Raw genomic sequence first — 12,260 nt, 5'->3', positions numbered from 1 at the left:
ATAATAAGAAATAACACAACTGATTAATGAATTAATCGCTTTCCTAAAAAATTTCCTATAAGAAAAATAGGTATAAGTAAAATGCTGAAAGGAATACTCTCGATTAGTAAATGACTGTCGATGAGCCCAAAATCAAACAAGAAGTAATAAGTAAGAAGAGAGTAAGGAATGACAATGAATAATGCCGTTATGACACCAGGCGTATAAGAGCGGAAAATAACAGTTTGACCAATATGCAAAAATGTTTGTAGAAAAAATACATTTAATGTTGCAGTAAATAAAAGAAAGTTTCCATCGCTTGGAAGATGATAGACTGTCATAAATGTGATAAATGAGATGATAAGTAAAATCCATGCAAGAGTAATAGAAAGTTGGCTGGATTTCGAACCTAATTTATTTTTAACAATTAACACAAATCTAGCAAGAATTGTTTTATGAACCCCGTTCTTATACTTGCTCATAAAACTTTCTACTGTTATGATCTCTTCTAAGTCGTGGAACATAAAAATAATGGGGAACAACCAAATAACTGAATAAATATAGAAAAATTCACTAAATGCTTCTAGCATATTTACCTCCTTCAATTGGGGCAACTGAATTTTCAGGAAGGGGTTTGTGCCTCTTTCTTTAATAATCATATACGGACAAGGAAATAACATGCCGGTTTTTTATATTATGATAAAACAAGAAGCCCATTCTTCAAACACTCAAAAAGGGTGTTGAGCAAGGGGCTTCCACTTTTAAACTGCTAGTTCCCATATTATAAAAAAACAACGAGAACTTGCTATATTAAAAAGTGAACTTTGTAATTAATTAGCATCTGGGTTGACTAAAGTAAAATATTAATCCCATATTTAGCAGCGATGGAAACAAGTTTTTCAACCTCTTCCTGACTTGGAGGCCCATCAGGAATGGGCGGTAATATTTCTGGAACGGGAACACTTAGTTCCTTAACAAAATTTTCGAAACCAGAAGGATAAGTAGTATCTAATACTTTTGCTTCTTCTGTTTTTAATGCATACGTATGTCTGATGCCGCGGGGAGCATAAACGTATGTTCCTGGTGTTGCGTGAATTGCTTTATCTTCTACGAAGTATGTTACCTCACCTTCTAATACATAAAAAGTTTCATCCTCGTTATCATGAATGTGGGGAGGTGGTTCTAACCCTTTTCGTTCAACCATTTGAATTACAGAATATCGACCTTGAGTATCATCTCCGTCAACTAAAAAAGATGCCTTTACTCCACCTAAAAATAATAATGTGTTATCTTCGGATGCTTCTCTGGCAAAAGGTAAATGAAGCATAAAATTCCCCATTTCTCTGATAAAATTTATTCACTATAATCATTGTATTAAAGAATGTATAGATCCATGTTAAATTTCCTTCAACAACTGGTACACGCAATTATAATAAAAGAAGAATCGAGGAAAAATATCCTCGATTCTCTAGAAAATTAATAATCCTATTATTGTTGAGATAATCAAACCTATGAAAACTGGAAAAATGCTTTTCCGCACAAGTTCCATAACGGGAACCTTTGCAAAACCGGCGACTGCTACAAGTGAAGACCAAGCAATTAATGTTCCGCCACCTACCCATATGGCACCCATTTGGCCAATTGCGCCAAGCGTCGCGACATCAACTCCTACACTATCCCCTAATGCACTTGATAATGAGCCAACTAAAGGAAGACCTGAAAACCCAGAACCATCCAAACCAGTTATCATACCAATTAAAAGGATGCCGAAGCCTGCAATAAAGCTGCTTTCAGGTATGAAATGCTGTCCTGCGACAACTAGGTCAAATAAGAAAGATGGGGTTTCTTCTACATTCAAGCTAAATATTTTCGCTGCTAATTCACCACTCCCGATAAAAAAGAATCCAGCTATTGGAATGACTGGCCCCATTGCTTTGAAGGCGAATACAAATCCTTTTACGATATTATCGCTTACAGTATTTAGTGAGGTCCGGATATTGTTAAAGGAAGAAGCTGTAATGAGGAGAATGAAAGAAGCGCCGCCAATTAATGCTGCTCCAGTCCCACCTTCTATTGAAGGAAGTACATCGGAGAATTTCGCTAAAACCATATAAATAATGATCGCCAAAAATGTGACAGGTATGAGTATCGCAAAGAAAAGACTATATTTACTTTTTGGACGTTGCCCTATTTCAGAAGAATGTTCGTTATATTCCGTCTTTTGAATACTATTTTCCCATGTCTGAAGATGTTGGCTAGAAGGTTGTAAAATATTTTTTCTAAGAGAGAGATAAGCAATTACAATGGCTGTAATTCCCGTGATTAAAGACAGTATAAAGGCACGATCCGCAATGGGACCTACGTCGACCGAAGCCGCAGTTGCAGTTAGAGTTGGGGCAATTTGAATGACATAATCAGAAGATAATGCCATCCCTTGACCAGCTAATGAAATTGCAATCGCAGCTCCAATTGGCGGAAGGCCAGCGCGAATAGCAACAGGGATAAGCAATGCGCCGACTAATGGAACTGCTGGCGTTGGCCAAAAAAAGAGGGAAATGGCATATGTGACAAAAATAATCACCCAGAAGGATATATGGCCATTCTTCATAACCCGCTGAAAGGGTGTGATCATCTGTTCGTCTGAACCTAATTCTTTTAACGAGTATAATAAGGCAGTCATAATTGCGATGATAAGAAAGATATTAAATAACTCTCCAGCGGCAATTAAACTAGCATTGAAAATGGTTTGTAAACCAGCTGTGAAGGACCCAGTAAAAATCCAACCAACCAAAAATGTCACTAGAATCGAAGGTACAACGACATTTTGGCGAAACAGCATTGTTAAAATAATAATCACTGTTCCAGCCAAATACATCCAGTGAGCAGCTGTTAGTTCCATATATATAAGCCCCCTTTAATAAGAAATATAAAGCTACTACTCGTAAACTAGCTTATGCGCGAGGTTGGGCATTGGTGAAAACGCGGAGATTAATAATACAGTGGGATGGCAGATAAATTTATAAATATTAGCATCTACATAAAACTTGGTAGGTGTTTTTCTTTTTTACCTTCTAGTTAACCGCGTGAAAATCCGGAACACAAACCCACTCATAAGAATATTTTGAATGTAGAAAATAGAGGAGGTAAATATAATGGAACATACTGTGCATTCGGAAAGGGATATTAAGCATTTGCATGATAAGTGTAAGCATCATTTGTATCAATTTGTGCAGGTCGAATTAAACGATGGCTCCGTATATCAAGGTATTTTACACAGCCATGATCGGGAAAAATTATATCTTATTATGCCTAAAATGCATCAACATATGGAAGACGAGAGTAGCAGTCGCTTATTCCCCTTCTTTGGTCCGTTTGGATTATACGGCTTTCCGTTCTTTGGAATGAGAGCATTTGGACCATTTTTCCCATTCTTTATCTAAAACTACAGAAATAAGGCTTGCAGTTCAGATAACTGCAAGCCGTTTTTATTTTACATTTTTGCACCTGATATAATTCTATAATCCATGATGCCTTCATATTTATACATATTATTAAAATGCTCCATCATAACCATGAACAGTTCAGGCTCAATATTTTCCGAGTAATGAAATTCGGGTATTGTGTGATTCTCTAAGAGGGAATATTGTGGCCTATGGACTTGTATATTTTGAAATCCAGTATTTTTCAATAAATTAATCCAATCATTCTCCATAAGGAGAGAATCAAATCCGTAAAATTGTTTCACTTCTTCCTTGAGAGGTGCCGCCAACTGTTGATTCATAGTAAGTTCATTTGCTACGAATCGGCCCCCATTCTTTAATAATCGTAAAATTTCTTTTAGTGACTTAGGTGTATTTGCAAAAGCAAGGACGGATTCTGAAATAATAAAATCAAATGTATGATCCTCTAAAAAGCAATCCTCAATGGATCCTTGAATTATCTCCACGGGTAATTGTAATTGTGCCATTCTAATTTTAGCTTTTTCCACCATGATTGGGTTAATATCCATCCCTGTTACGTTTGCTCCGTAATGTGTAGCTAAATATGCCGCGGTTTGCCCGGTTCCACAACCGACATCTAAAATATGAGAAGTGTGATCAATTTTTTCTTTTAACAATATTTCTTTTGTTAAGTCCATGCCTCCGGGGTGTGCACCACTAACACCAAATTTGGACAAAAAGTCTAAATAAATTGACTGTCCAATAGGAACCACCTTCTTTATATATCTTTTTTGCATGATATGAAAATAATACAGGATGGGTTCCAGTTAATAGTCTTGTATGAATATGAGCTCCAAGAATGTGGTGAATTAACTTAATTGGCTGAAAAAGGCTGTTGATATTGACTCATCACTTTGCCCCTGTTAACATTCTTTTATTAATTCTAAAATCTACCTTGTATAAGTTCAAGAATAGGGCTTGAATGTTTCTACCTGGCTGCCGTAAATAGCCTGTCTACAAGGACAATGAAAAATCTATATTACTTTTTTCTTGTCCTATGTAGAATTTCTCTCCGGCAGCTTGACCGGGGATTTTTAAGATTCGGAGGACAATCATGAGAAACTACTTTCAATTTTCCGAACGAGGCACTTCTTATAAACAGGAAAGTGCAGCGGGAATTACAACATTTTTATCAATGGCATATATTTTGGTTGTCAATCCTGTTATTTTAAGCCAAACTGGCATGGATAAAGGAGCTTTATTTACGGCAACCGCATTGTCCGCCATAATTGGTTCATTATTAATCGGATTAATGTCAAATTATCCAATCGGTATTGCACCTAGCATGGGAATTAATGCCTTTTTTACGTTTACAGTTTGTATTGGGATGAACATCCCCTGGGAAACTGCCTTAACAGGCGTTTTTATCGCTGGTATCTTGTTTATGATTTTAAGTTTGTTAAAAATTCGCGAAAAAATTATTAATGTCATTCCCCAAGATTTAAAGCATGCGATAGGGGGAGGGATTGGCTTTTTTGTTGCCTTTATGGGCTTGAAAAATGCTGGAATTGTTACAGCAAATGACGCCACCTTTGTAGCAATCGGAAATCTTAGTTCTGCTGCCACTTTACTTGCTGTTACTGGTTTCATCATTACGATTATTTTATTAAATAGAGGAATAAAAGGCGGTATTTTTTACGGAATGGTGCTCTCCACTATCATTGGAATGGTATTTGGAGTGATAAAACCTCCTCAAGCTATTGTTGGAAAGATTCCAAGTCTCGAACCAACCTTCGGGGTCGTTTTCAGCCATTTGGATGATATTTTTTCTCCGAAAGTGCTTGCCGTTATTTTCACCTTTTTATTTGTTGCTTTTTTTGATACTGCCGGTGCGTTAATTGCTATCGCCAGCCAAGCGGGTCTAATGAAAAATAATGAAATACCAAATGCGGGGAAAGCTCTTTTGGCTGACTCCATGTCCACTATAGCAGGATCTGTTTTAGGTACCTCCACTACAGCATCATTTGTAGAGTCTACCGCAGGAATTGCAGTTGGAGGCAGGACAGGCTTTACATCGATAGTGATTTCAGCTTGCTTTGTCGTCTCATTATTTTTCTCACCTGTTTTGTCTATAATCACACCGGAAATTACAGCTCCGGCACTTATTATTGTCGGGTCCTTGATGGCAACAGAAATCGGCAAAATTAATTGGGGCAATCTAACAGTAGCAATTCCAAGTTTTATAATCGTCATTATGATGCCATTATCCTTCAGCGTAGCAACTGGAATCGCACTCGGTTTTATACTTTATCCAATTAGTATGATCGCAACGAAAAAGGCAAAGGAAGTTCATCCAATTATGTATGTTCTTTGTGTTATTTTCATAGGCTATTTTGTTTATGTTGTTTGATGAGATATGTATGAAAAAGGAAAGTCTCGCATTGGATAATATGGGGGACTTTCTTTTTTTTTTGAAAAAAATGATCTTGGAAATACCCAGGGAAAATAAGACTATAGAGGTAATGTAAGTTATTGCCATTATTGCTATACTTGACGTAGAAGATGATGTTAAAGGAGGCGATTAGATGTGCTTTAACAATCTTAAGTATTATATTCCGTCAAACTCTAGTATTGGACCAAAAGAAATTTCGAGTGATTTAGTCGTATATGGTGGTACACCTGCGGGTATTACGGCTGCCATTCAAGCAAAACAAATGGGATTAAATGTTGTAATTGCTGAATTTAGTAATTATATTGGTGGGATGACTGCTAGTGGATTAGGTGCTACGGACTTTGGTGCAAAAGAAGCAGTGGGTGGATTATCAAGGGAATTTTATAAGCGGATTGGCGAATATTATGGAAAAGAAGAACAATGGACGTTCGAACCGAAGGCTGCTAAGTTGATTTTTAACAAATGGTTAGAAGAAAATGATATCCCTGTCTTTTTTCTACAACATTTAAAAGAAGTAGAGATGGAAGATAGCAAGATTAAGAGAATCAACATGGAGAATGGGAATAGTTTTATCGGAACAATTTTTATTGATGCTAGTTATGAGGGAGACTTAATGGCTAAAGCAGGTATTAGCTATTTTGTCGGACGAGAATCGAATGCTACATATAATGAGACGTACAACGGCGTCCAATTTGGTTATCCTCATCATAAGTTTGAAGTTCCTGTTGATCCATTTGTAATCGAAGGGAAAAATGAAAGCGGTTTATTGCCTGGAATTGCAGAACTAGAATTACAAGAAATCGAGGTTCAAGGGCAAGGAGATAAACGGATTCAAGCATATAATTTTAGAATATGTTTAACACAAGATGAAGAAAATCTTATACCTTTTCCAAAGCCGCCAAGTTACGATCCTAATCTTTACACAATTTTACTAAGATATATCAATGCTGGCGTTTGGGATGCCATGAATTTACATATATTACTTCCCAATGGAAAAACAGATTTGAATAATTACGGCGGTGTCTCAACAGATTATATTGGGATGAATTACGAATGGCCAGAGGGAAGTTATGAAACACGTGAAAAGATTTTTCAAGAGCATTTTAATTATAATTTAGGAATGCTATATTTTTTGGCAAATGATTCACAAGTGCCATTGTCAGTTCGGAATGAAGTGTCAAAATGGGGTTTGCCGAAAGATGAATTCATTAATACTGGTCACTGGCCGCCGCAATTATATATTCGGGAAAGTAGGAGGATGATTTCTGACTATGTGATGACTGATCGTAATTGTTTAGGCCAAACAGTTATTGATGATTCTATTGGTCTAGCTTCTTATCAAATGGATTCGCATCATTGTAGAAGGGTTGTTATTGATGGACTGTGTGTGAATGAAGGAGATGTTGAGATTCCAATTTCACCGTATCCCATTTCTTATCGATCAGTAAGACCTCGGGAGGAAGAGTGTACAAATATACTAGTTCCCACTTGTTTATCGGCGTCCCATATTGCATTTGGATCAATTAGAATGGAGCCTGTGTTTATGATTCTAGGACAATCGGTTGGAGTTGCAGCAAGTTTAGCATATAAAGGTAACATAGCTGTTCAAAGTATTGAATACAGAGAATTAAAAAAGGCATTACTTAAAGTAGGGCAAGTTCTTGAATGGGATTCCATGATTAAAGATGATCCAATCAACAGAATGATCGAGACGTTTGGAATGAGTAGTGAAAAAGGTTAATATTTGAACGATACTTTCGCAGTCTTTTGGGAGGATTTTGCGATGGAAATGAATGGCTTCATTGGAGGCTTATATAAAATAGGGGACTGGATTATTCGCCTTGTCTATGTAAATATACTTTGGTTTTTATTTATTTTAGTCGGTGCAATTGCCTTAGGAATTATGCCCTCTACAGCAGCCTTGTTTTCAATCATGCGCAAATGGATGAAAGGAGAAGAAGATCTCCCCATTTTTAAAACTTACTTGCAAGCTTTTAAACAAGAATTTGCTCAATCTAATAAAATTGGCATTTTGTTAGGCGTACTGCTGCTTATCTTTTATATTGACTATAAAGTCATATTATTTTTTGAAGGTACATCATTTCAAATAATGGCGCTCATACTTATCCCCGTTTTACTTTTATTTAGCTTTATGTGTCTTTATATTTTTCCCGTATTCGTAAGCTATGATATGAAGTTGTTTCAGTATTTTAAATATAGCTTTTTAATTGCTTTTGCAAGCCCGCTTTCTACGTTAATAATGATTATCGGTCTTTTCTTTACTGCTATTTTGGAAATCATGGTGCCGGGTCTTATTGTATTTTTTGGTGCAAGTGCACCTGTATTTGTCATCATGGCTTCCGCAAATCGGGCTTTTGGAAAAGTGAAACATAAAGTACAACGAATTCCAATCTAAAAAATACATCTATTTTTGAAAGATGAATATTATATCGTAAGATCATCAGTTTTTTTAGATGATCTTATTTTTATTTCATTTGCCGTTCGACTTTATATATTTCAACCTGTTTATAAATTTCCACCTCATCCTAAACCCTTGATATACCTGGATTCTTCTCATACTAAAGACGTTTCTTATTTTTTCGTGCAGGGTGATTGAAAATCATTTGTTTACAATTATTACTAATAATTCTATAGTTGAGGTGCCTACTAGAGAGAGGATTATTGTAAATGATCTTGATTATTTCCTCTAATTAATACGGCAAAGAAAAAATTCAATAAAAAAGAAGGGGAGGAAAAGTAAATGCTGGGTCGACTATCTAAATTGTTATTTGTTGCACTTCTTGTCATCGGTATTATTGCAGGCTGCAGTAATTCTGGAGAAAAAACCGCTGGTGAAACTGATAATCAAAATGAAAGCGCAAACAATTCTGGGGAAAATAATGATTCTGGGGAAGAAGTAAATGAACCGACCGAAGATTATGGTGATACTGGAGGAATCACATTACCTATCGTTGATAAACCAGTAGAAATCACATGGATGCTTGTAAGTGAAGTAAGCAACTTGAAAGACAAAGCAATCATTAAAGAAATTGAAAAAAGAACAGGCATTAAACTGAACATTCAAGAGTACTCCTCTGGAACATATGGAGAAAAGTTAAATACTGTTGTTGCTTCCGGTCAGCTTCCTGACATTTGGCACGGTTTATCTGTTGCAAAAGTAAATGAGCTTGGTCAAAAGGGAGCGGTCGTCGCCATTAATGAGTACTTAGACGAGTTGCCAAACTATAAGAAATTGTACGCTGAAGAAAACGACTGGGTAATGAAATCTTTTTCTGATGATAAAGGCAATATGTATACATGGCCCATTTACGGTGTCAACCGTGATGTAAACCATGGATTCTTGTACCGCAAAGATATATTTGAAAAAAGCGGCATCGAACTATGGAATAATACTGATGAATTTTATGAAGCGTTGAAAAAATTAAAAGAAGAATACCCAGACTCAGTTCCTTACTCCTCTAAAACAGCAGAATTCATTTTCAGAGATTGGGGATTTGGTTGGGGAATCACCGGTGCTCAATATCCAGCTTACTATGATGAATCTGATGCAACTTGGAAATTCCAATTTACGGATCCAAAACATAAAGATATGTTGGACTTTATGAAGAAACTATATAACGAAGGATTACTAGATAAGGAGTTTATCACAGATACGGAAGCTTCTTGGACAACAAAGATGACAACCGGAAAATCTTTCGTAACTTTTGACTGGATTGGAAGGCTCGATATGTTCTACGAACAAGTAAAAGCTGAAAATCCAGAATATGATTTACGTTATGGCAATCCAGTAGGACCGGAAAATACAATCCGCAGCTTAGATAAAATCGCTAACTGGGGACACACGGTTACGAAAAATGATAAGAGTGAAATCGCCTTAAAACTACTCGACTACTTATCTAGTCCATCAGGGGCTGAGCTAATTATGGTTGGTGTTAAAGATGAAATCTACAAAGAGGACGGAGATGGGAAAATCACTTATCCTGACTTAAATCTTGATGTAGTTGGCATTAAGGATTTGGAAAACCAATACGGCATGTGGTTAGAAGGAATGTATCTCCGTGCGGATGAGCGCAGTGTCTATTTCAACTATACCGAAAAAGAACAGGAAGCTCAGGACATGATGCAAGGAAAAATGCAGCCACTCGATCCTATTTTGAAGTTTAACGACAAAGAAAATGACACCATTGCAAAATTGCAGCCGAACTTATTAACCGCGGGTATTGAATTCAGCACGAAGTATGTAATGACCAAATCCCATGGCGATAAAGAATGGGATGCATGGGTTGAGGAAGCAAAACGCTTAAAGGTAGACGACTTCATTCAAGTTTATAATGATGCTCAGAAGCGTTTTGACAGTGAATAAGGCAGTGACCCGAATTTAGAGGTTTGCCCTGAAGTAAGGGCAGGGATTCTGTCGCTCCCATTAAAAATAAAGTGGAGCATGCTCAGGTCCCAGCCCTTTTCCAAAATATAGGGCGAAACAAACTCCATGTTTAATTGGGAGGAGAACAGTTTGCAAAAACCACTATCAGAGACGCATAACACACAACTTAAACAGCCAGCACCATCACGATGGGTCTCTGCTTTTAGACATATTAAACGAGATCGACAATTATTGCTGCTATTTATTCCTTGCATAGTCTTTTTTGCCATTTTTCGCTATGGTCCAATGTATGGGCTCATTATCGCCTTTAAGGATTACGATGTTTGGTCAGGTATTATAGGAAGCGAGTGGGTGGGGTTAGAGCATTTTCGGAATTTTTTCTCAAGCCCAGATTTCTTTAAACTATTTAAAAATACAATTCTATTAGGCTTTTATAGCTTACTGATTGGATTTCCATTTCCTATTATCTTTGCCATTCTATTAAATGAAGTGCGCTTGTTTTGGTTTAAAAAGTCGATTCAAACAGTCAGTTTTCTACCCTCCTTTTTATCCATTGTTATTGTAAGCAGTATGTTAATTGACTTTCTATCTCCCGGAAATGGGATTATCAACGATATTATCGCTGCGCTTGGTTTTGAAAAAATTTATTTTCTCGTGGAACCAGGCTGGTTTCGCACCATCTATATCGGCTCAGATATTTGGCAGCAAATGGGTTATGAATCCATCCTTTACTTAGCAGCAATTGCAGGTATCAGCCCGTCACTTTATGAAGCAGCAAAAGTAGATGGTGCGACAAGATGGAATCGAATACTCTACATTACCTTGCCAGGATTAATGCCGACAATTTTAATTTTATTTATTATCAAGGCAGGAAATATGTTCAGAATAGGATTTGAAAAAATATTATTAATCTATAATCCAATGACCTACGAGGTTGCCGACGTCTTCTCTACTTATGTTTATCGGCAGGGATTGCTTCAAGCAAATTATAGCTACGCTGCCGCTGTCGGTTTGTTTGAAGGGATCATAGCATTAATCATGCTGTTAATCGCTAATCTTTTAAGTAGAAGGCTTGGGGGTAGGAGTTTATGGTAGGCGAAAAGCGATTTACATTCTTTACGGTTTTCAATACGATCATTCTAATCTCTATAGGAATAGCAATTCTTTATCCAATCTTTTATATCGTTGCGGTATCTTTTAGTGAAACGAGTCAGGTGGTCCAAGGCAACGTTTGGCTGTTGCCAAAAGGATTTACTTTGGATGCCTATAAAGAAATATTAAGTCAAAATAAAATCCCAAAGGCCTATTTAAACACCCTTATTTATACGGGACTTGGAACAATAATTAATTTATTTATGACCGCCGTTGCAGCATATCCATTATCAAGGGCTACATTTTTCGGAAGAAGATTTTTTATGCTTGCCATCGTTTTGACGATGTTCTTTAATGGCGGCATGATCCCGACATATGTTCTAGTTAAAAGTCTAGGCATGATTGATACGATATGGGCAATCGTGATTCCCAACGCTATTTGGACCATTGAATTGCTTATTCTGAAAAGTTTTTTTGAAAGTATGCCAGAATCACTCCGCGAGTCAGCTATCATTGATGGAGCATCGGAGTTTAGAATTTTGTTTAACATCATGATCCCGTTATCTAAACCGGCGCTGGCATCTATTGGACTATTCTATTTCATGGGACACTGGAATAGTTACTTCCTTCCTATGATTTACTTGAACGATTCAGCCAAATACCCGCTTCAAGTCATTTTGCGGGATATGCTCATCTTTGCCAATAATGAAAATGAAAGTTTAATTGATAAAGCGGCTATGGCCCCAGAAGCATTAAAAAATGCCACCATTTTCATAAGTATGATTCCTGTTTTAATTATTTATCCATTTGCTCAAAAGTTCTTTGCAAAAGGAGTAATGTTAGGTTCGGAGAAGGGATAATAATATGACATGTCGAATGTGGGTAATATTCT

General features: G+C 36.7%; 11 protein-coding genes and 1 riboswitch. Of the genes, 7 read left to right on the top strand and 4 right to left on the bottom strand.

Translation table 11 applies throughout. The features are described from left to right. Positions 1–23: 23 nt before the first annotated feature. The 3 genes from NQ185_RS10535 to NQ185_RS10525 all read right to left on the bottom strand — a co-directional run bounded on the left by NQ185_RS10535 (position 24) and on the right by NQ185_RS10525 (position 2,878). Positions 24–569 (bottom strand): HXXEE domain-containing protein, encoded by a 546-nt coding sequence (locus NQ185_RS10535; RefSeq protein ID WP_257581699.1) that lies wholly within the window; start codon positions 567–569, stop codon positions 24–26. A gap of 260 nt (positions 570–829) precedes the next feature. Further along, positions 830–1,306: a cupin domain-containing protein gene (locus NQ185_RS10530; RefSeq protein ID WP_257581698.1), complete on the bottom strand. Its 477-nt coding sequence runs from the start codon at positions 1,304–1,306 to the stop codon at positions 830–832. Between the two features lie 141 nt (positions 1,307–1,447). Next, a complete protein-coding gene (locus NQ185_RS10525) occupies positions 1,448–2,878 on the bottom strand; it encodes a hypothetical protein (protein WP_257581694.1) in 1,431 nt (476 codons plus the stop codon). 253 nt (positions 2,879–3,131) lie between these two features. Between NQ185_RS10525 and NQ185_RS10520 the strand changes: the two genes are divergently transcribed. Beyond that, positions 3,132–3,419, top strand: coding sequence for an LSm family protein (locus NQ185_RS10520; RefSeq protein WP_257581692.1), 288 nt, complete (start codon positions 3,132–3,134; stop codon positions 3,417–3,419). A 50-nt stretch (positions 3,420–3,469) separates the two neighbouring features. On the opposite strand, the gene NQ185_RS10515 is transcribed toward NQ185_RS10520, so the two are convergent. Beyond that, on the bottom strand, positions 3,470–4,117 hold the full coding sequence (locus NQ185_RS10515) for a class I SAM-dependent methyltransferase (protein ID WP_257581690.1): 648 nt from the start codon (positions 4,115–4,117) through the stop codon (positions 3,470–3,472). A 237-nt stretch (positions 4,118–4,354) separates the two neighbouring features. After that, positions 4,355–4,456: riboswitch (purine riboswitch) on the top strand. Positions 4,457–4,533: 77 nt separating this feature from the next. On the opposite strand from NQ185_RS10515, the gene NQ185_RS10510 reads away from it, so the two are divergent. The 6 genes from NQ185_RS10510 to NQ185_RS10485 all read left to right on the top strand — a co-directional run bounded on the left by NQ185_RS10510 (position 4,534) and on the right by NQ185_RS10485 (position 12,228). After that, entirely contained in the window at positions 4,534–5,829 is a 1,296-nt protein-coding gene (locus tag NQ185_RS10510; protein WP_257581688.1) for an NCS2 family permease, read from the top strand. A 175-nt stretch (positions 5,830–6,004) separates the two neighbouring features. Next, positions 6,005–7,612 (top strand): FAD-dependent oxidoreductase, encoded by a 1,608-nt coding sequence (locus NQ185_RS10505; RefSeq protein ID WP_257581687.1) that lies wholly within the window; start codon positions 6,005–6,007, stop codon positions 7,610–7,612. Between the two features lie 42 nt (positions 7,613–7,654). Next, on the top strand, positions 7,655–8,287 hold the full coding sequence (locus tag NQ185_RS10500) for a YesL family protein (RefSeq protein WP_257581686.1): 633 nt from the start codon (positions 7,655–7,657) through the stop codon (positions 8,285–8,287). Positions 8,288–8,632: 345 nt separating this feature from the next. Beyond that, complete coding sequence (locus tag NQ185_RS10495) at positions 8,633–10,255, top strand: extracellular solute-binding protein (protein WP_257581685.1); 1,623 nt, start codon at positions 8,633–8,635, stop codon at positions 10,253–10,255. 150 nt (positions 10,256–10,405) lie between these two features. Further along, positions 10,406–11,371 (top strand): ABC transporter permease, encoded by a 966-nt coding sequence (locus NQ185_RS10490; protein WP_257581684.1) that lies wholly within the window; start codon positions 10,406–10,408, stop codon positions 11,369–11,371. Further along, positions 11,365–12,228 carry a carbohydrate ABC transporter permease gene (locus tag NQ185_RS10485; RefSeq protein ID WP_257581682.1) on the top strand — a complete coding sequence of 288 codons (864 nt, stop codon included), beginning with the start codon at positions 11,365–11,367 and terminating at the stop codon, positions 12,226–12,228. The genes NQ185_RS10490 and NQ185_RS10485 overlap by 7 nt, the downstream gene beginning before the upstream one ends. Positions 12,229–12,260 lie beyond the last annotated feature (32 nt).

Source organism: Lederbergia panacisoli (assembly GCF_024626525.1).
In the GTDB taxonomy this organism is placed as follows: domain Bacteria; phylum Bacillota; class Bacilli; order Bacillales; family Bacillaceae_C; genus Lederbergia; species Lederbergia panacisoli.
The sequence above is the reverse complement of the archived record's forward strand: the minus strand, read 5'-3'. Positions and strand labels throughout refer to the sequence as shown.

Excerpts from the sequence above, each read along its gene's own strand:
- NQ185_RS10495 (WP_257581685.1), top strand. The coding sequence starts at position 8,633 with ATGCTGGGTCGACTATCTAAATTGTTATTTGTTGCACTTCTTGTCATC.
- NQ185_RS10520 (WP_257581692.1), top strand. The coding sequence starts at position 3,132 with ATGGAACATACTGTGCATTCGGAAAGGGATATTAAGCATTTGCATGAT.
- NQ185_RS10500 (WP_257581686.1), top strand. The coding sequence starts at position 7,655 with ATGGAAATGAATGGCTTCATTGGAGGCTTATATAAAATAGGGGACTGG.
- NQ185_RS10485 (WP_257581682.1), top strand. The coding sequence starts at position 11,365 with ATGGTAGGCGAAAAGCGATTTACATTCTTTACGGTTTTCAATACGATC.
- NQ185_RS10505 (WP_257581687.1), top strand. The coding sequence starts at position 6,005 with ATGTGCTTTAACAATCTTAAGTATTATATTCCGTCAAACTCTAGTATT.
- NQ185_RS10525 (WP_257581694.1), bottom strand. The coding sequence starts at position 2,878 with ATGGAACTAACAGCTGCTCACTGGATGTATTTGGCTGGAACAGTGATT.
- NQ185_RS10515 (WP_257581690.1), bottom strand. The coding sequence starts at position 4,117 with ATGGACTTAACAAAAGAAATATTGTTAAAAGAAAAAATTGATCACACT.
- NQ185_RS10530 (WP_257581698.1), bottom strand. The coding sequence starts at position 1,306 with ATGCTTCATTTACCTTTTGCCAGAGAAGCATCCGAAGATAACACATTA.
- NQ185_RS10510 (WP_257581688.1), top strand. The coding sequence starts at position 4,534 with ATGAGAAACTACTTTCAATTTTCCGAACGAGGCACTTCTTATAAACAG.
- NQ185_RS10535 (WP_257581699.1), bottom strand. The coding sequence starts at position 569 with ATGCTAGAAGCATTTAGTGAATTTTTCTATATTTATTCAGTTATTTGG.